Below are 20,479 nucleotides of genomic sequence, written 5' to 3' on the forward strand. Positions count from 1 at the left end.
TTCTTCTACCAATTCTATAATTAACGATCCGGGAAATTTGAGTTGAATGTTGCTACATTTTGCATAGCTAATTTCCCCAATGAAACGCTATCAGACATCGCGACTACAAACGTATATCCTTTTTCGTATAAACTTACTGCCTGCTCAATACTGCCGGCTACTGTACCAATAAATTTATCACTCTTTGACGTTGCACTTTCGACTTTCGCAATGGCATCCTGCACTTCCTCAGCCGCGGGATTACAGAAATGCCCCATAGAAGTCGCTAAATCCATCGGTCCCACAAAGACACCGTCTAATCCTTCTACAGCCAATATTTCTTCTACATTCTCAACTGCCTCAGGTGTTTCAATCGCTACTATAATCAGCATCTGTTCATTTGCGTGTTGTAAATAATTTAAGTCATTCATCCCGAAGCCCCCTGCACGAGGACTTGGTGCAATCCCACGAACACCTTCAGGAGGATATTTCGCAGCAGCCACGACCGCTCTCGCCTCTTCAGCTGTATTGACATATGGCACTAATATTCCATAAACGCCTGCATCCAAAATCTTTTTGATAATCACCTTATCGTTCCAGGGCGTCCTTACAAAAGGTTCAACATCATAAGCATTCAGCGCCTGGCACTGCCCTATCAGCGTCATTATATCTCCGGGAGCATGTTCCATATCGATTAAAGCCCAGTCAAAACCTGCTTTTGCAATAATTTCAGCTGATAGTGGACTGGCTAATTGAAGCCATGATCCAACTGTTTTCTTTTCATCTTTCAAAAGTGCTTTCGTTTTATTAACAAATAGTTCATTTTTCTTTAACATCTTAAACAACCGCCTTAATGTACTGTTATTTTAATTCTCTTTAAATAGCTTGACTAAATACGTCATATATTCTTCCATTTCTTTTTGCATATCTTCCATTAGATTGGATAAATGAGTATAGGTATTCTGTTCAATAGCTGTCTTTAAAAAGTTCATGGCTTTAATGGATACATCTGTATTAACATTAATTTTGCAAATTCCTCTTTCGATAACTTGCCTAAGCATAATTTCGGGGGTATCTGAGCCGCCATGCAAAACTAAAGGCACATTAACGTTTCTCTTAATTTCTTCTAGTAATCCAAGGTTAATATTCGGCTCTGAAACATTTAAACCATGCACAGTGCCAATTGCCGCCGCTAAGAAATCAACAGCAGTTTCTTCCACAAACTCTTGTGCCAGCAGAGGATCAGTTAAAGCTCCGCTCCCCTGCTCCTCATCAGAGAAAGCACCGCGGGCCAAGGAACCAATTTCAGCTTCAATTGAAATACCGGCTAAATGAGCAATCTCCACCATCTCTTTTGTCAAACGAACATTTTTCTCAAATTGATGCTGCGAACCGTCAAACATGACTGAGGTAAATCCATTACGCACAGCTCTTAAAATCGTTTCTTTTTTATAGGCATGATCTAAGTGAAGCCCTATCGGCACACTGGCATTATGCGCCATAGTTTGCACTAAGCTGGATACCCCTTCTATATCAACTGTGGAAAAGTAACGTTCCGCAATCGCTAATATAACTGGATGTTGTTCTTTCTCAGCCACATTTATTGCCGCTTGAATAGTTTCTAAGTTATATACACTGAATGCGGCGACTGCATATTTATTCTGCTGGGCAGCCTGCAAAATAGCCTTTGTATTTACTAACAATTCGTCACACCTTTTTTATTGTTCTTTTTTCCGCATGAACAATTTTTACACTTTGAAATTCTTCGATCTTTCAGCAGCCATTTTCTCATTTCTTCCGTAACTTTCTGCGGTTGTTCCATAGGAGACAAATGACCGCATTCTTCGATTACAATTAAATCGGCATCTGGAATAAAATCTTTCATTTTTTCATTCGTCTCTGCCGTGCATAAAATATCCTCGCTGCCAGTAATTAATAAGGTATTAATGTTTAATGCAGGCAATACTTCAAATCCATCCGGCTTTGAAGTAACCGCTTTCAATTGATTTAAATATGATTGACTTCCCACTCTTTCAGCCATTTTTTTGGCTTTCAGCAAGATAGATTTTTTTTCAGAGTGCTTTTTGTAAAGTAAATTCGGCAAAAACTTTTTCTCTACCACTTCCAAGAAATCTCCTTTTTCTACTTCATCAATAAGCTGGCTCCACTGTTCTTGCTGGTGTGAATAAGGAGGATTAGCTGTTGAATTCATCAACGCAAGCTTTATGACTCTTTTCGGTGCCTGGCGGGCAATTTCGATTGCAACAATCCCGCCTAACGACAATCCCGCTAAAGCAAAGCTTGGGGGGGATTGATCTAAAACATCCTTTGCCATATTTTCTATTGTGCAAGATTTTGTAATATCACCAATTTGTATTTCAGCGATATCTGATAAATGAGCTGTCTGATATACCCATAATTCCGAATCACAAAGAGTGCCCGGCAACAAAACAAGTGGAATTTTTGTCATGTGCATCCTCCCATTTCTACAAATTAAAACTGGTTTTAATTATTTTTCTTTTAAATTGTAACCACATGAATCTCTTATAATTAATTGATCTTCCAGAATAATATGGGGTTTTTCTATTTCAGCATTTTCTATTTTCAGCAATAATAAACTCATCGCGCGTTTTCCTATCTCATATCTTGGCTGATGTATCGTTGTTAACCCGGGTGTCATATAATTAGCAATATCCAGATTATCAAAGCCAACAATGGCAATATCTTCCGGTACCCGCAATCCTGCTTCCTGAACTGCCTTTAGGGCTCCGATAGCAATATTGTCATTTCCGCCATATATTGCTGAAGGCAATTTATCAAAACTCAGTAATTTCTGAGCTGCTGCATATCCATCCTTAAATAGATATCCGCCTTCTTGGATCAGAGCTTCCTCTACAGTAATATTATGTTGTAACAAAGCTTGTTTATAGCCGTTTAAACGGGTTTGACTTTGCAAGCGCCCCATATAACCTGTAATGTGAGCAATTCTTTTATGGCCTAAATTAATTAGGTGATTCGTAATTTTTCTGCTTGCACTTTCATTATCAATGGATATGGATGGAATGTTTTGACCTGGGACGTAGTCGAATGTTAAGACTACTGGACTGCTTTTATTGATCTTCTTAATGGAAGACTCATTCATTATTCCTTCTGTTGTCAAAATCACACCATCTACCCGGCTATCATGAATAAGATTCATATATTTTTTTTCTTTTGTCATATCACCATCGGTACTGCCGATTAATAGAAAGTATCCAGCCTTTTGAGCCACTTCTTCTAACCCTCTAATATATTCAGAGTAGAAGGAGTTCTTAATATTCAGCATTAAAACGATAATAATATTACTTTTAGACATTCGTAATGTCCTGGCAGCGCTGTTAGGTCTATAGCCAAGTTCCTCCATCGCCTTCAGTACAGCAGCTTTCGTGGCTTCATTAACTCCCTCTTTGTTTGAGGTAACTCTTGAAACAGTAGCGATCGATACATTTGCCAACTTAGCAACATCAAATATATTTACCAATAGTATTTTTCCTCTCTTCAATTGAAATGTTTAGTTTATAATGTGATTTGACAGCGTAAGCTATTGTCATAACATCTGCTGGTTTCCTTAAACCAGTCTCTACATTATAAACTTCATTCATCACTATTAAAGAAAAGAATTCTTTAAATAAGCTTATTAACAATTTCCAGCAACGTGTTCTCCTTCCCGACATTTCCCGGGAATATAATATAAGGAATTTTAGCAAATTTCGCTTCTTCGCCCGTCAGCCATACAGGTATGCCTGCATCAGCCTGTCCAATGACTCTGCCTACTTTGATCCCAAGGCCCTCCGTAGCTATATCACTGGAAGTAATTCCGCCTTTTGAAATAACAAAGCTGGGTGTAATCTCCATACCTTTCACTATTTCTGTGAGAGACCCCGAAACTTGCTGGCTAATTTTTAAGTTACTGACTTGGTCTTCCGCTGCAACTAGATCGCGGCTAGTATAAACAACTGCTGTAACACCTGTTTTTATTAAGTCGTGTATTTTCAAGCTAACCCTATCAATTTCTTCAGCTCTCTGTGAGCCTTCCAACAGGCAATTCACATTTACTCCCACACCAGTTACACATTCAGAATACTGCAGAAGTTTCTCCAATTGTCTTGATGTATTTTTCACATGCGAACCTACAACTACTAAGCCGCCTTTATCTTCATTTCCTGGTAATATCATCTGCTTTTTCTCTAAGTAAGGTTTTGTTTCAATACCAGCAAAAGATTTAACAAACGAAGCAGATGCCTGAAAGACAAACTTCTTTCCGAATTCTTCTGCTTTTAATATTGCATAAGATAAAACATCTACGTCATCATAGCTAAGAGCATTCACAATGATCGGCTGATTTTTTTCAGTTTTTAAAAGGCGTTTAATTATGTCATCAGGACCATTTCTTAATTCTTCAATCGAAATGGATTGACATTCTGTACTTTTGATTTCACCTTGCGTTTTCTCTTCTATCCAATTACATAAATTACTGTTAAGAAATCCGAATGCACGATCTTTTGCGAATTCAGTTTGATTTACGGGCACTAGCTGCCCGTTTACTTCAACATAATGAATGTTATTATATGTGTATCGTCCGCCTTCAAAAAAAGCAGGTATAATAATCTGAGCATCAACTTGTTCTTTCATATTTTCAAGTAAAACTTCACTTGCTACGTTCAATTCAAGAGGATAATGTCCCCGAAGTGTAGAATCCCCTCTACTGATGATTGTAAATTTATAACCCTGCTCATTAGCTACGGAAATAATATTCTCCATAATTTCTCTAATAATGTTGGTTGTTCTTTTTCTCTCATAACTTCTTGTATTCGTTAAAATATAAAATATATGATCATTATTTTGGAAAGCATTCTGAATCTCAGTCTTATTCCAAACTGTTAAAACGGAAAGGTCCTGCACTGTTTGAGCTCCCGTTGGATCGTCGTCCAGAACAATAATTTTGCGCTTCAGCTGTTTATTGACGTGCTGTATTTCTTCTAGTGAACCTGGTTGATGCCAAGAAACTGTTAAACTTTTTGTGATATTATCTAAAGTAGAGTATATTCCTTTCTCCTCCCCTGCAATTTTCTTATACAAGTTGAGAAGGGTAATTGCCGATGATTGGGATCATAGACAATTACCACTTTTATTGCACAGCCTACGTCTTACTTCTTGACTAACTTTCCCTCTGCATCTTTAAACAGATTATACTTTTTTGCTTCCTCGATTACTTCATCTGACCAATCAAGCGAAACCCATTCGTCTCCCCCGCTGATCACGTAAATAAAACCTGTCTCATTGCCTGCATTTTTAATACTTCGTACATGATCTTTAGGTACAGAGAACGTATCTTTTTCGGTTAAAACTACTTCAAATTCCTTTCCATCTTCCAAGCCGACAGTAACTTTCCATTCACCTTTATAAACAATTAGAACTTGCGGTGTAGATTGGCTATAGGCGTTAAGCCCATTTCCCGGCTCTGCTTCAATAAGTTCCAGACTAAAAGAATGCTCATTATTTACGATGGAAGGACGGTTAACGTCATCTGCGATACCAGGTCCAATAATACCGTAAGAATATTTTTTTCCACCTTCTGAACGGCTGTCCAAGAAAGCGTCTTCATAAGGCGTGCGATCTTTAAACCAGAATACGCGTGCTTCCATTTCTTCTTGCGTAACTTTTCGGAGTTTATTTAATTCTTCTTGAGGTGTAGGTTTGATTACTCCCACATCTTTTGGAATTTCCATTCCCTTAGAAGTATCGATCAAACGACCGTCTTCAAGCAAAACTAAACCGTGCCCTTCTGCATCACGTAAAACTTGCGGGCCCCACGTAACGCTTTGCGGATCATCTTCACCTAATACCGAGAATAAGAAACCATCATCAGAACCGATATTTTTAAAGCCGCGAAAAATGTGGGTAGGTAATGAAATTACATCTCCTTCGTTTAAAACTGCCTCACCGTCCGTGCCGTCATTGCCCCAAATAAACCGCCATGTACCTCTCGCAACGATAAAGACTTCAGCTGTTTGATGGAGGTGAAGTGAGTTCACACAACCATTAGGCATGGCTGCAGCGCCGACATTAAAACCGTGCGGCTCCTTCAGATTAATAACTGCTGTACCGCTTTCAGATACTCCGGGACCAATGATGCAGTAATTTTCTTTCTTGTCTGAGCCTGGAGTTTTCGCATCAATAAATGCTGCTTTATCTGCAACTAAATCTGCTTTTCTAATAACTCTTTTTTCTATTTCTTTTCTGCTAAAAATTTCTTTTACCATGATTTCATTCCTCCTAGTATTTTGGGTGTTCGGACAAACTTTCTTTTCCGACTAATCTGAAACTAGTGTAAAACTAAATGTAAAGGTTTACAACAGTTTTTTTGATTTTATTAGAAAAATGAGTTATATTACCTAAAAAGTCTACTTTTTCGATGCTTTCATATCATTCTATGTAAAGGTTTACATAAAGAAAATTAATTTGCAACGTGAAAGCAAGCCGGAAGCACAATATATTACCTCCTAATCATTCTAGTTTCCGCTTTATTTACTAATGAATGTTCTGGTTTGCATAGGTTAAATAGAACAGTCATACTGGGGATAGAATATTCGTAACCATTTCTGCATGTGAAAATTCATATCCAATGGAGGGCGACCCAATTCATGACTGAATACGCACAAGTTTTTCTTGCAACAGCCTTTACAAGCTGCACTCACGAAGAGATTGAAATTCTGGAGGATTGCTTATTCTGCATTGCGGAGGATGGGATAATTGCCCGTATCATCCGGCCTGAAGACAACTCTTATTATTCGGTGCTGGAGAAGTATAAACAGGCCGATTCTTTCCACCGCATCGAAAAAGGTTCCTATCTGCTGCCAGGCTTCATCGATTTGCATAATCATGCATCACAGTGGGCACAAGCCGGCACAGCTCTTGATATTCCGCTGAACGATTGGCTGAGTACGTATACGTTTTCTGAAGAAGCTCGTTTCTCTGATTTGGCATACGCAGAGAATGTGTATGAAGATATTGTTGAAACTCTGCTTGCCAACGGAACGACAACTGCCCTTTATTTCGCCACTGTCCATAAGGAAGCTTCTATACTGTTAGCAGAAATCTGCGCGAAAAAAGGACAGAGAGGGCTAGTCGGCAAAGTAGTCATGGATCACCCCGATGAAACTTCCCCTTCCTACCGCGATGAGAGTACAGAAAGTGCGTTGCAGGATACGGAGGAATTTATTCTGGCTGTTAAAGAGCTGGGGAAAACAACGAAGCAAGGGGTTTATCCTGTTGTAACGCCACGTTTCATTCCGAGCTGCACCGATGAAGCGCTTCAAGGTCTTGGTGAACTTGCTAAAAAGCACGATACGCATATCCAGTCGCATTGCAGTGAAAGTGACTGGGCTCATCAGCATGTGCAGCAGCGACTCGGTAAAAATGATGCACAGGCGCTGAATGTGTTCGGACTTCTGCAGGATAAGTCGGTTATGGCACACTGCAATTTCTTATCCGATGAAGACGCGGCGTTATTTGCTGAAACTGGCAGCGCCATTGCACATTGCCCAATATCCAATGCCTATTTTGCCAACAGCGTACTGCCAGCTGCACGATTCAGTTCGATAGGTGTAGATATCGGTCTTGGTTCCGACATCGCGGGTGGTTTTTCTCCAAGTCTGTATGACAATGCCCGTCAGGCCGTTATCTCTTCACGTATTCTTGAAGATGGTGTGGATACAAGCCTGCCTGCTGATCAGCGGGGGGTCAACGAATCCCGCATCACTTTAACTGAAGCATTCTATTATCTGACAGCTGGCGGCGGAGAAAGCCTGAGTCTTCCGATTGGACGTTTGGAAGAAGGTTATGCGTGGGATGTGCAGCGAGTCAATACGACTGTCCCAACAGCCCGCCTGCCGCTGTTCGATGATGAAATAAATCTTCAAGATCTTTTCGAGAAGATCCTCTATCTAGTTCGTCCCGAGAATATTCAAGATGTTTGGGTACAGGGCGAATTAGTTCATTCCAGACGATAAAAAATCCGGATTGCTGAACAAATTCAGCAATCCGGATTTTTTTACGTCCTATCGATTAGTTTTTGAAAAGTATCTTCCTTTGCTTTTCGCCTTTCCTTTCTATATAATTAAAATGAACCAAGGAAACTAAATTTGTTTTTTAAGTTTTCCTTATTAGAAGGAGATAGATAAATGAAAGCACGGATTATGAAAGCTTTTTTGGAAGAGGTTCATGAGAAAAGCATGAAGTTCACAATGGATGATTTGGCTAAACGGCTTGGTATCAGTAAACGAACTCTGTATGAACATTTTTCTTCCAAAACGGAGATCCTTGATGCGATTATCGATTCCACATTACAGGAGTTTGACGATAAAACGGAAGTCATTATGCAGGATACAGAGTTAACATTAATTGAAAAGATAAAAAAAGTCATTACGGTCATTCCAAAATATAATGACTTTTATAATTGGCAGATTCTTGACCAAATGCGTAAATCACACCCGGCACAATGGGAACGTGTCCATGCTGCACTGAACGAGTGGGACGAGCTGCGCGAACTGATTGATCAAGGGATCCGCGAAGGTATCATTGCAGACCAAAATGTTTCGCTGCTGATGAAGCTGATCATTGATGCGACCAACTCCACTATGGATCGACAGTTCTTTTATGAAAACAGTATCACAGTGACAGAAGCGCTTGACTCGATTGTCGATATTTTACTGTTTGGATTCGTTAAGAAAAGTACGAATCTATGATTTTTTATTAAGTAAAAAAACCAATAAAACAAAATAGGTTTTTATGTTTTACAACAAATTTGAAAGCGAGATGGAATTATGAGCCTCCACATACGTGAGGTAACAGCTGAAAATTGGGAGGATATCGCCTATTTATCAGTGAATGACAATCAGAAAGACTTTATTGAAAGCAACTCATTTTCTCTGGCTCAGTCTAAATTTGAGCCGGAATGGAAATCAGTCGGTTTATATGACAAAGAAGAATTAATCGGCTATGCGATGCACGGCCGTGACAAAACGAGTAATAATGTGTGGCTGGACCGCTTTATGATTGATCAAAATTATCAGGGCAAAGGCTATGCCAGTCGTTTTCTAGGTTTATTACTGAAAGAAATGCAGCAAAAGTATTCTTGTGACATAATTTTCTTAAGCATTTATCCCGATAATAAAAAAGCACAGCATCTGTATGAAAAATTCGGATTCGCGTTAAATGGAAAAGTAGATGATGCCGGCGAATTCCCTTGTCTTGTCATGGAACTTGATTTGAAAAGGAGCCCTTTAGCATGAGCTCTTCTTCATCTAAGCTGAATCAATTGGATACAGAACCTGTTGGACGCATCTTTCTGCGTTATTTAATTCCGTCCACGGTCGGCATGCTGCTGATGGCGATCAATATCGTAGCTGACGGGATCATGGTCGGTAACCGATTGGGTGCAGAAGCGCTGGCGGGTGTAGGAATTGCTGCCCCTGTCTATACGATTTTCTTTGCGATTTCACTTTGGATCGGGGTCGGTGCCGCCACAAAGTACTCGATGGCAATGGGTGCAAAAGACGTTAAAAAAGCACGGGAAATATTTACTCATGCAATCTTTTCAATTGCTTTCTTCACGCTGCTGCTCGGACTGACGGCATTCATTTTTCGCAATCCGCTCGCTTATGCGCTTGGTGCAAATACAGAGACATTTCCCTATGTGTCTGACTATTTATTTGTGATCCTGCTGTTTGGATTCATTTTCACAGTGGAGAATACATTCAGTATTTTTGTCCGGAATGACGGGGCTCCGAATCTGTCGATGATCGGATTGATCGTTACTTCAGTAGTCAATATCTTATTGAATTACGTATTTTTGTTCATTTTTGATTGGGGCGTTTCAGGTGCAGCTATGGCGACAATCATTGCCTCCTTCTTGGGAATGCTTGTATTAGTCACGCACTTCTTCAAGAAGACAAATAATCTGAAGCTCATTCGTCTTTCATTTAATAGAAAGCTCTTCACGGCAATCATCATTGTCGGCTTTCCAAGTTTCCTGTCTGAACTGGGCATTTCTGTTTTTACGATTTCACATAATATCGCATTTGAAAGAATGGCTGGTACTGAAGGTGTTGCGGCATTTTCCATTTTGAATTACGTCCATAGCGTTATGCTCATGCTGTTTTTGGGAATGGGCGGGGCAATTCAGCCGTTGATCAGTTATTACCACGGTTCGGGGAATCTTGGGCGTCAGAAAGAAACGATGAAAAAAGCCACGTTGACAGTTGTCTTGGCGGGAGCCGTTTTTTTCCTCATTGGACAATTTGCTGCCGGCCCGATCGTTTCGATTTTCGGTGATTTCCCCCAGGATGTGCGTAATTTAGCAAGCACCGGCATCAATCTGTTCTTCATTGCCTACTTGTTTACAGGCACGAACTTTGTCATGATGACGTTTTATCAATCTGTCGGGAACGTAAGGATGGCGACTTGGATCACTGCTTCACGTGAAATTATCATTATGCTGATTTTCCTGATGATCCTGCCGAGATTGTTTGGTCTGAACGGGATCTGGCTGGCGATTCCTGCGTCTGAATTCCTGGTGTTTGCCGGGGTCTTTTTATATCAGCGGAATGCTGCCAAAAAAGCTCGGCTAGTCTGATAGCAGGAAACGACTGGCGGAATGGTGCGGTGAACAGCTGCCTTGGTTCGTTCAATATACCGTTTGGCGCGTTGCGGCTTTGTAAACGCGTAGTTAGGATCGTTTTCGGCTCGGTCACGAAGCTTTTTGGCGCGGTCTGGCATCTTTTTGACGCGTGTCACCACCATATCCGCCATTCCCATAAGAAAAAGCTGTCCCAAAATTAAAATCGGGACAGCTTTTTCCTTTCTATATAATTATAGCGCTTCTCTGATGACCCGCTTATAATTCAGCACCGACAGCACACCGAATATTGAATACAATACGGTATAGATCAGCATTACAATAAGCATCGGCGTCACCATTTCTGTTCCGAATAAAAACCAGCCCGATTTAACGGCAAAGTAGCTGTGGCACAAGCCGACAACAAGAGGAATCCCAAAATTGAACAGCTGTTTCAGCTGGACTCCCTGCAGCAGATCATTCTGAGTAAAGCCGAGTTTGCGCAGAATTGTGTAATTCGGCTTTTCGTCCTCACTTTCATCCATCTGCTTGAAATAGATAATACAGCCCGACGTCACCAGGAATGCAAGGCCGAGGAAGCCGACGATGAACAGGATCATTCCCATGTTCTGCTTCTGCTTTGTAAATTCCTCATACTTCGATTCATTACCGGCCCATATCCGAAGTTCCGTCTCCCTGAAGATTTCATCCGCTTGTTTCACTTGTGAACGGTCCTTGATATGAATGCCCGTATATTGAGTGAACTCCGGTGAAAGTGACGGATCGAGATCCCAGCTCATTTCCTTATACATACTTTCGCTAACTACAGCAATGGGGAAACCGGATGAAATACGGATCGGCAGCACTGTCTCTTCGGATATACTTTTCAGCAATAAAGGATACGTTCCCTCTTTGCCTGAAAAGACAACTTCCCCGTTTGTCTGGAATTTCAGGAAACTGTCGAGCAATGTCATTTGATTCATGAAATACACTTCATTCTCTCCGACTTTTATTGAAGGTACGTCGCGGTCGCTGATGACAGTCATTTCCGTCTCTTCAGCAAGTTCGGCGAATGGATTATCTGCTCCTGATCCAAATGACACCGCCCCGGTTATGTCTGCCTGAAGAGTCTGCAAGGCAATTTTATCAATTTCATACGCAATGCCCTCTTTCTGCAGTTCATCTGTGAACTCAGGGATATTTTCGTCTTTTGCGATAGAGAAATCTGCCGGGATACTTTGCTCGACGCTTTTCTCAGCTGAATAATACGAAATATAGCTGAGGGACAGCAATCCGATCGCCAGTGCGGACAGCGATGTGATGATCGTCAGCAGCAGCGAATTAGATTTCATCCGGAACATGATCGATGTCAGTGACAGGACGTCGCGGACGTTCAGATATCCCCCTTTCCGACGGCGTACGAGCTGGAATAGGAAACTGACGGAGCCTTTATAGAATAAATAGGTACCGATGATGACGGAGGCGAGAATCGCGATCATCAGTAAGAATAATTGCTGCATCATCAGTACCTTACTGAAAAGAATACTCGATAGATAGTAGCCGAGTCCGATGAGCAGCAGTCCGCTTATGCCGATCACGATTTGGAACCACGACATCCGCTGGACACGCTCCTGTGCAACCGAAGTCGACCGGAACAAGGCAAGTATGCTCTGTCTTTTGATATAAATGAAATTCATCAGTAAAATCAATACGTAAATCGCAGCAAATACGATCAGCGTCTGTGTCAGCGCGGCAACTGAAAAATGCAATGTAGCCACATCTTCAATTCCGGTTACATTAAAAAGAATCATCATGAGCAGTCGGGACATCGAAAATCCGAGCAGGACACCCATCAGCAGCGACACAATATACAGCAACAGATTCTCAAAGCTCAAGATGCGGAAAACCGTCCCTTTCGTCATGCCGATCAGCTGGAAAAGACCGATTTCTTTTCCGCGGCGCTTGATGAACAGACTATTGGCATACAATATAAATACTGACACGATGGCAATCAGCAGCACTGAACCGGCTTTCATCGCAGCCGCCCCTTTTAACGTCCCTTTCGTTTCATCCATTGCCGGATCGAACTGCAGTGTGACAAAGGAAAAGTACAAGCCGACACTGAACATCAGTGCAAAGATATACACATAATAATGCTTGAAGTTTTTCTTGAAGTTTCTAAAAATCAGCTGATTAAGCGTCATACTGCACCCCGCCCAGCACACCTTGCGTTTTGATGATGTCCGAGAAAAATTCATTCCTCGTCTGATCGCCTTTATTGAGCTGGGTATAAATCTGTCCGTCTTTGATGAAGACGACCCGTTCACTGAAGCTCGCGGCAAGCGGATCATGCGTTACCATGACGATTGAAGTGTTCCGTTTGATATTTAGATCACTCAACTTATTCAGCAAATCAGATGCCGCCTTCGAATCAAGCGCTCCTGTCGGTTCATCCGCAAAGATAATGCTCGGCTCATGAATGAATGCCCGTGCAGCAGAGGTCCGCTGTTTTTGTCCTCCGGAGATTTCATTGGGATATTTGTTCTGGATATCTAAAATACCAAGCTCCGCCGCAACAGCGTTGAATCTATCATCCGCCACTTTTTTCTTCACTTTCTGCACAGACAGCGGCAATAAAATATTTTCTTTCACTGTCAGCGTATCCAACAGATTATAATCTTGGAATATGAAGCCTAGATGCTGCTTTCGAAATTCTGCCAGCTGCTTCTCTTTCAGCTGATTGAGGTTCTGCCCTTCAATCTCGATTGCCCCCTGGCTGACCCGGTCAATCGACGAAAGCACATTCAGCAACGTCGTTTTTCCTGAGCCAGACGCCCCCATAATACTGACAAATTCACCTTTTTTCACTTGCAGGTCGAGTGCACGCAATACTTCTTGCCTATTTAATTTATTACCATATGTCTTAGAAATTTTTGAAGCTTCTAAAATGACCATGTCTCTCACTCCTTAGTAACTTCATCATAAACAACCCGGCCAATTTTCTCCCGCCTTTGATATGACAATGAAGAAAAGCATGTGACATTGTCGTCACATGCCTGCAATACGCACCATTTCATTTTTCGTCGGGAATAGTAAAGTGAAACGCGTGCCTGTTCCAACTGATGATTCGACTTGTATCTTAATATGCAGAGATTCCGCCACTTGCCCTGCCAAATATAAGCCCATACCTGTCGCTGCGTGATCTTGATGATAGACCGTACCCGTGAAGCCTTTATCGAATATTCGCGGGAGGTCTTTCGCGTCGATGCCGCGTCCATGATCTTCTATGAATAACTTCTTCACTTCGCCATCTGCCCTGCTGCAAATTTGTATATCGGATGCTTCACTGTATTTCACTGAATTCGTCAGCAACTGCCGGATAATAAAACCTAGCCATTTGCCATCCGACAGCACTTCGTCAGTCTGCAGATCCACATCAAATCCGATTCCTTTTTGCACACACCATAGCTTCAGTGACTTAATTTCCTGAAACACCAGCTCCTGCAAACTGGTCTCTTCAACATATAAATCATTCTTAATAAAAGGAATACGCTTTGAATGCAACTGCTGATCGAGCAGCAAATGAATTCGAAGCCATTCGTACATAATTTGTGCACGAAGCGGTTTGTCCTCACTGCGATCGATCATCAATTGCATGGTCGTCAAAGGAGTTTTCACTTCATGAATCCAATTGAGCATTTCATCCTTCTCCTGCTCAGCGTTGATCTCTAATTTATCCAATCGATCTTTGTACGCTTCTATTTGTTCCGTCATTCTATGAGAAGCAATATTTTCAAAAGGGCTGTTGGCTTCAGGCACTGCTGTCAGATCCAAAATATCCTGATGATTTTTCAATTCCCGGTAAAACCTGGTTTCTTTTGAATAGCGGATGAAGAGAAAAGCCAGAAAAGAGAGTGTGGACAAAAATGTGATGTAGAAAACAGACTGCATCGGAATACTGGTGTCTAAATAGCCCATCAGCAGCACGAGAAACTGCAGAAATAAAAAAAATAGAATCCAGCTCGCTCTTTCTCTTATAAATTCTTTACTCATACGGTATCGTCCTTCGCCATATAGCCCTGGCCGACTTTCGTTTCTATCGCGTCCCCCAGTCCGATATCCGCCAGCTTTTTACGAAGCCGGTTGACATTGACCGTCAATGTATTATCACTGACGAAACTTTCATCATCCCACAGGCTCGTGATGATTTCCTCCCGTGTGACAATTTCATTTTTACGCTCGACAAGTAACTTCAAGATGTACAGTTCGTTTTTCGTCAGTTCAATCGATGTCTCCGTATTGGAGACAGTTCCTTTCATCAGATCCAGGGCCGCACCGCGCCAGGTTTTCAATTCCAGCTGTTGTTCCGCGTTGTAATTATATACACGGCGCAATATCGCCTGGATTTTTGCGAGCAGCACTTCGAAATGAAACGGTTTTTGAACAAAGTCATCCGCTCCGAGCTGCATGGACATCACCATGTCAGTCGGATGATCCCGTGAAGACAGAAAAATAATCGGAACCTTCGAGTGTGAACGGATCATACGGCACCAGTGAAATCCATCAAATTTCGGCAGCTGAATGTCAATAATGACAAGATCCGGCTTATTCGCTGTAAACTCCTGCAGCACATTCGAAAAATCTTTCACACCAACAACCTCATATGACCATTGCGCCAGGCGCTCTTTTAATTCAGTGAACAATGTTTGATCGTCTTCAATCAGCATGATTGTAAACAGCGGTCTCACCACACTTTTTTTAGTTATGTTACTTACCACTATAAGCAAAACAGCCTGCCCTCACAAGTTTACGATTTTTGTGGATCCCTTTTTATCGTTCTCCGGAGAAAATAAAGGCTCTTTTTGTGTTACCGTTTCTTTGACCATCTGCTCTGTCTAGTTATTTTGTATATTCCGTTTCACGGTAGAGCACGAAATGAATTGCTGCTGAATTCGAGATCCGCTTCCTGTTTAACAAATCAGTCATATGTATACGTATTTTAAAAAGTAAGAAGGCAGTCCCGCTGACTCTCGGGACTGCCTTTGCTTTGCTTTAGACAATTCGCTCTCCCTGTCCGACCCGCGCTATTGTAAATAAAACAACCCGCCATTTACAATATCTACTCGAATCCGGGGGGTAAAACGTTCTGCCATCGCCTGCTTTTCCAGAACATAACTCTCCGGCATATCGTCTTGCCCTTCGTAAAAGTAATCGAGCACTGCCTGATCTTTTTTCCATCTTCTTCTCGCCTCTTCCGCCCAGCTTGGATCCTGTTTCTGAATCAATCCATCCACCGCATCTTCCAGCCGGTCAAGCGCACGTACTGGCGATATGATATAAGGCAGCTGAAATACATGATCAGGCGGTGTATTATGCAAATTACGTGCTGTCAATGTCTCGTGAAAATTTTGAAAAACCGCACCGGTCATCAGATTCATTCCCAATGAATACAGTTCTTCCTTTGTTTGATGACAGCTGTATGAAATTTGATAATTGACGCCCAGCCAAGGAGTTAGAACGGTCTGCGTGGCATCTTCTCGATTGACTTGCTCAAACATTTTCACATAAGAGCCTAATTCCTTCGTTACTTGAAACAGCTGATGAAGCCTCGGAGACCCCATATGAACGACTTCGCCTTTCATCCCGTTAGTTAGCTGCCGGATATCTGTGATAAGTGTAAGTTGCGCGGGCTTTGGCGTTTCCTGGATACTTTCCACATAACGCCAGTAAAATGGCCGGTTCATGATTTTTTTATCCATTTCTACTGTTAACTGAATCTGCAGAAAATGCTCGCTTTCATGGATGATCGGACAATTGGTTTCATTGAAAAATTGACGGAGATACTCGTGAATCTGCTGCGGATACATACGTGCCCTCCTTCAGTTTGGCCGCCAGAATATCATCTAATTCTCCGACCACCTTTTCAAATACACCGATTTTTCCTTCCAGCACATGAAGCATATGATCCTCTATCGTGTCCTGAATCGCCAAATTATAAATTTGCACATCATGCTCCTGCCCCAGCCTGTGTACCCTGCCGATTCTCTGTTCCACTTTCATCGGATTCCAGGGCAGATCATAATTGATGACATGATGACAAAATTGTAAGTTGATGCCTTCCGCACCTGATTCCGTCGCAATGAGCACCTGTGCATTTTGCTTAAACAGATGCTTGGCCCATTCCCTGCTATTTTTACTCATCTTCCCGTTAAAAATCACACTGGAAATACCTTTCGAATAAAAATATTCATGTAAATAGTTTTGCGTGGCACGATATTCCGTAAAGAGAATCACTTTATCGTCCGCTTTCAGAATCAATTCCGCCGCTTTCTGTGCTTTAGAGTGGTCAGGCAAGCGTTCCAGCAGGAGAATTAACTTTTTTATCGATGCGGCAGCTTCTAAATTACCGCATTCTGCATGCAGTTTGCTCAATGTACCGATAGTCGCCTGCCCGCTGCTGCACATTTCCCGTTGCAAAGTAATCATTGTAAAAGCATCTGAAAATAAAGAATGTTGATCTTTTAAGCCTGACAGCATCTGATAAGCTGTACGTTCTTCAGTTGAAAATTCAATCGGCATTACCTGTACTTTCCGATTCGTCCATTCAATTCCTGTGTCCTGCCGTCTGTTTCGCACCATCACTTGACTGACCAATTCTTTCAGGTATTCATCCTGCTCTGCATCCCGTCTGCCTTTCGAAAAAACTGATGAAAACGTCTCATAATTGCCAAGATGACCTTGTTTCAGCAGTGTTACGAGATAAAATAATTCAAACACATCATTCTGAATCGGTGTGGCAGTCAAAAGCAGACAGAACTTTTTCTTCAGACTCTGCACAAATGTATAACTGACCGTCTTATGATTTTTCAATTTATGCGCTTCATCCACAATGATCAGGTCGTAATCCTGCGCATAGATTTTTTCCCGGTGCGGGCTGCGTTTCGCTGTATCGAGACTCATGACGACGACATCCACATGATCCAGTTCATAATTTTTGCGGTACAGCAGCGCAGGAATATGGAATTTCAGATGCAGCTCCTCCACCCATTGATTGGCAAGAGAAGCCGGAACCAGGATGAGTGCCTTCTTTACCAGTCCCCGGATCAGATACTCTTTCAGGATCAGACCCGCTTCAATCGTTTTCCCAAGCCCCACTTCATCCGCCAATATTGCTTTTCCATTCATTTCCTCAATGACGCGCTCCGCCGCTTCTAATTGGTGAGCAAGCGGTGTAACATGAGGTAAATATTTTAAAGATTGAAGACCCTTGAATTCAGTAATTAAACTAGTTTTCGTGATATCATAACTCATCTTATATAGTGTCCAATTATCCCAAGTCTCAAGATCCTCTAATCGCTTACTAAATCCTTCTTTCCATTCGGTCGATCTTTCAATCTGCATACCATCACCTCAACTTGCATTTTCATTAGTTTGCCCAGAAAAGAAATTCTTATGAAATGAAAGCAATAGGGAAAATTAGTGATTCATCCACGTCAAAAAAACACGCTTTTTTAGTAAGCGTGTTTTTTAGCTGTTCTTCCTATTGTAAATCCCGTCCACTTTCAGCCATGGCATGTGCCAAACGAATTGTAGAGGCTGCCAGCTCTGCATAATTCACATTCTGTTTCGGTTGGAATAGATTTTTATCGGCATGCAAAATACCCAGTGAATTTGCGATTGCCACATACCCGATATAGTCAGAGTGGATTTCATTGGCATCGGTAAAGTTCAGCTTATAAATACTGCCGTTTTTTGCTGCCTGCTCAAGTCCCAGCACGCGTGTATACCAAACAGCCAGCTCTTCTTTGGTGATAGTAGACTCTGCACTAAAGTTCTTTTCAGGTTTAATGACTCCTAATTCTGCAGCACGTTCAACCACGTGATACAGCGGGTGTTTACTGCCGATATTTTCAAAGGTTTGAGACCCTTGTTCTTGCCCGTAAGGATAACTGCCTTGATAGAAATATGTGAGTGAATTCATCAGAATCTTCAATGCTTCCCCTTTGGAGACGGAAGCATCTGCGTTGAAGTTTTTAACATCTTTCACGTCCAGCACTTTGGCATGAAGCAAATAATTTAATTCCTCTTCTGCCCATGGATGTGAAATGAGAAGGGAGGAAGCATCGCCATAAAAGCTTTTCCATTCTCCAGTGCCTGCGTCCAGATAACTGTTTGAATTGCCATTGAATACAGGAGTATATACTAATTCATAGTGAGTTTCGGTTTCCTTTTGCTTCATGTACAACAGTTGCAGCCCAAGTGACTCTTTGAAGATTGACAGGGCTTTTTCATTAGGGATTGCGTCCTCACTTGCCGGCCAGTTTTCGATGTTCTGATAATTGACATTCAAGCTGTTTAAAGAACCGTCAGCAGCAATTTCCACAATAATTTGATCACCTGATACGATAATTCCATTTACTACTCTCGGAAATGAGAAGTAAGTCAAGCCAGTTTTTTCATCGGTATATGCTTCTGTTACCGGCATAGCATAATGATGCAAGTAGGATGATGCCCACTCCTTAGCATAGGTGATTGCTTTCTTGAGTGCCTCTTTTTTGGAAATGGCCTCTTTATTGGCGGTATCTTTCCCCAGCTCTTTCCATACATGTTCCTGGAGGCTCTGGAATTGCATGACTTCACCAGTCTGCTTATTGATTTCCAAGTTTGAACCGTAACCGCCATTCGGCAATTGATACATATACTGAACGCTGATGATGTCTTGCCCATTATGATCTGTCGTTTCTTGTATAGATTCGATCATCAATTTTACTTGATCCGAATCAGTCGCAAGCAATTGTTCCGCAATTTTCTTGGCTGCATCTATTGTTATACCGTCCTGCCGAGGCGGAAGAGGCTTAGCCGCCAGCATTTCAATTTGGGAGTTGGATGGATAACCTGCGGAAAATCCTTTTTCTGTTTTCCATTCCCCTGAAACTGCATGGATTCCCTGCAAATTTGTAGTCGGCTGGTATCCAAGACGTACTTCCCGCTCACCCGTTTCATAATCAAAATGAATTTGATAATTCAATTCTACAGCTAGGTGATTCTTGACTTTCTTTATCATTTCTTCTTTACCTTTAACTTTTGCGAGATCATCGAAAGTGGATTTTTTCGGATTGGCAATCATTTTATAAAAGCTTGCAATCTCTCCGTTCCCAAGAACAGTTACTTCAATCTGACGGTCAGCAATCGGTACCTGGTTTTTGGTTTGGGTGAAAGAGAATGAATGCCGGATTGGTTCTGTCAAAATCTTTCTCGGATAATAATGAGAAGAGTCTGGTCCCATTTGATAGTCTTTTCCGTCAAGGAATTTTGTAATAAATTCGTTCGCTATTTTGCCAGCTTCCTCTTTTGATACTTTTGCCGGGAACAAAGCATCAGTTACAGTTGCCGGTTGGTAGTAGAAATACTCAATCTCCAGTTTTTCACCAACAAAACCGACATTGCCGGATAGGCGCTTGCCGTTTATAATCTTCGTAAAATGAAGATCGTATCGCACAGTTTCGTCGTCTTGATAAATATGTGCACTATTCATCTGAAAATCTCCAGCTTTCAAAAAATCAAATTGAGTAGGGAATGTCTGATGGAATTTCCGGATTAACTCTTCTTTTGTAAAAATATTTTCTGAAGCCGCTAATTGAATCCTAGTCTTTTCTGGTTGTCCATTCCCTAGTGTTGAAGCATCGGCAAAAGACGAAAACATGCCTATCGATAAAGCTGAAGAAGCGACTATTGCACTGATTTTTTTAATAGTAACCAAAATATCCCTCCGATGTAAGTGTTTTTTAAAATTGTGTCATTAATCACATATAATGTAAATATGAACTAACTCCCTTACTGCAA

The 20,479-nt window shown here is 41.5% G+C and carries 17 protein-coding genes; 4 read left to right on the forward strand and 13 right to left on the reverse strand.

Annotated elements, in window-relative coordinates; all coding sequences use genetic code 11:
* Positions 1–20: 20 nt before the first annotated feature.
* The 6 genes from NCCP2331_RS15385 to NCCP2331_RS15410 all read right to left on the reverse strand — a co-directional run bounded on the left by NCCP2331_RS15385 (position 21) and on the right by NCCP2331_RS15410 (position 6,281).
* Positions 21–815, reverse strand: coding sequence for an HpcH/HpaI aldolase family protein (locus tag NCCP2331_RS15385; protein WP_251671727.1), 795 nt, complete (start codon positions 813–815; stop codon positions 21–23).
* Positions 816–845: 30 nt separating this feature from the next.
* Positions 846–1,682, reverse strand: coding sequence for a class II fructose-bisphosphate aldolase (locus NCCP2331_RS15390; RefSeq protein WP_251671728.1), 837 nt, complete (start codon positions 1,680–1,682; stop codon positions 846–848).
* Positions 1,676–2,449: an alpha/beta fold hydrolase gene (locus tag NCCP2331_RS15395; RefSeq protein WP_251671729.1), complete on the reverse strand. Its 774-nt coding sequence runs from the start codon at positions 2,447–2,449 to the stop codon at positions 1,676–1,678. Before NCCP2331_RS15395 ends, NCCP2331_RS15390 begins: the two co-directional genes overlap by 7 nt.
* A 39-nt stretch (positions 2,450–2,488) precedes the next feature.
* Complete coding sequence (locus NCCP2331_RS15400) at positions 2,489–3,499, reverse strand: LacI family DNA-binding transcriptional regulator (RefSeq protein ID WP_251671730.1); 1,011 nt, start codon at positions 3,497–3,499, stop codon at positions 2,489–2,491.
* A gap of 143 nt (positions 3,500–3,642) precedes the next feature.
* Positions 3,643–5,097 carry a four-carbon acid sugar kinase family protein gene (locus NCCP2331_RS15405; RefSeq protein WP_251671731.1) on the reverse strand — a complete coding sequence of 485 codons (1,455 nt, stop codon included), beginning with the start codon at positions 5,095–5,097 and terminating at the stop codon, positions 3,643–3,645.
* A 68-nt stretch (positions 5,098–5,165) separates the two neighbouring features.
* Positions 5,166–6,281, reverse strand: coding sequence for a cupin domain-containing protein (locus NCCP2331_RS15410; protein WP_251671732.1), 1,116 nt, complete (start codon positions 6,279–6,281; stop codon positions 5,166–5,168).
* A gap of 381 nt (positions 6,282–6,662) precedes the next feature.
* Between NCCP2331_RS15410 and guaD the strand changes: the two genes are divergently transcribed.
* From guaD to NCCP2331_RS15430, 4 genes are all read left to right on the forward strand, one after another.
* Positions 6,663–8,030, forward strand: a complete 1,368-nt coding sequence (gene guaD / locus NCCP2331_RS15415; protein WP_251671733.1) for a guanine deaminase — start codon at positions 6,663–6,665, stop codon at positions 8,028–8,030.
* 171 nt (positions 8,031–8,201) lie between these two features.
* Complete coding sequence (locus tag NCCP2331_RS15420; protein ID WP_251671734.1) at positions 8,202–8,765, forward strand: TetR/AcrR family transcriptional regulator; 564 nt, start codon at positions 8,202–8,204, stop codon at positions 8,763–8,765.
* 78 nt (positions 8,766–8,843) lie between these two features.
* Positions 8,844–9,311, forward strand: a complete 468-nt coding sequence (locus tag NCCP2331_RS15425; protein WP_251671735.1) for a GNAT family N-acetyltransferase — start codon at positions 8,844–8,846, stop codon at positions 9,309–9,311.
* The gene (locus NCCP2331_RS15430) at positions 9,308–10,654 is read left to right on the forward strand and encodes an MATE family efflux transporter (RefSeq protein ID WP_251671736.1); all 1,347 of its coding nucleotides are present in this window, start codon (positions 9,308–9,310) and stop codon (positions 10,652–10,654) included. Before NCCP2331_RS15425 ends, NCCP2331_RS15430 begins: the two co-directional genes overlap by 4 nt.
* 236 nt (positions 10,655–10,890) lie before the next feature.
* On the opposite strand, the gene NCCP2331_RS15435 is transcribed toward NCCP2331_RS15430, so the two are convergent.
* The 7 genes from NCCP2331_RS15435 to NCCP2331_RS15465 all read right to left on the reverse strand — a co-directional run bounded on the left by NCCP2331_RS15435 (position 10,891) and on the right by NCCP2331_RS15465 (position 20,396).
* Positions 10,891–12,840, reverse strand: coding sequence for an ABC transporter permease (locus tag NCCP2331_RS15435; protein WP_251671737.1), 1,950 nt, complete (start codon positions 12,838–12,840; stop codon positions 10,891–10,893).
* Positions 12,830–13,591: an ABC transporter ATP-binding protein gene (locus NCCP2331_RS15440; RefSeq protein WP_153722736.1), complete on the reverse strand. Its 762-nt coding sequence runs from the start codon at positions 13,589–13,591 to the stop codon at positions 12,830–12,832. Before NCCP2331_RS15440 ends, NCCP2331_RS15435 begins: the two co-directional genes overlap by 11 nt.
* Positions 13,592–13,684: 93 nt before the next feature.
* Entirely contained in the window at positions 13,685–14,689 is a 1,005-nt protein-coding gene (locus tag NCCP2331_RS15445) for a sensor histidine kinase (RefSeq protein WP_251671738.1), read from the reverse strand.
* The gene (locus tag NCCP2331_RS15450) at positions 14,686–15,375 is read right to left on the reverse strand and encodes a response regulator transcription factor (protein ID WP_153722816.1); all 690 of its coding nucleotides are present in this window, start codon (positions 15,373–15,375) and stop codon (positions 14,686–14,688) included. The genes NCCP2331_RS15445 and NCCP2331_RS15450 overlap by 4 nt, the downstream gene beginning before the upstream one ends.
* Before the next feature lie 345 nt (positions 15,376–15,720).
* Positions 15,721–16,503, reverse strand: a complete 783-nt coding sequence (locus tag NCCP2331_RS15455) for a YqhG family protein (protein ID WP_153722734.1) — start codon at positions 16,501–16,503, stop codon at positions 15,721–15,723.
* Positions 16,457–18,037: a DEAD/DEAH box helicase gene (locus tag NCCP2331_RS15460; protein ID WP_153722733.1), complete on the reverse strand. Its 1,581-nt coding sequence runs from the start codon at positions 18,035–18,037 to the stop codon at positions 16,457–16,459. The genes NCCP2331_RS15455 and NCCP2331_RS15460 overlap by 47 nt, the downstream gene beginning before the upstream one ends.
* A 139-nt stretch (positions 18,038–18,176) precedes the next feature.
* Entirely contained in the window at positions 18,177–20,396 is a 2,220-nt protein-coding gene (locus tag NCCP2331_RS15465) for an S-layer homology domain-containing protein (protein WP_153722732.1), read from the reverse strand.
* Positions 20,397–20,479 lie beyond the last annotated feature (83 nt).

The organism is Sporosarcina sp. NCCP-2331 (assembly GCF_023707945.1).
Taxonomy (GTDB): Bacteria; Bacillota; Bacilli; order Bacillales_A; family Planococcaceae; genus Sporosarcina; species Sporosarcina cascadiensis.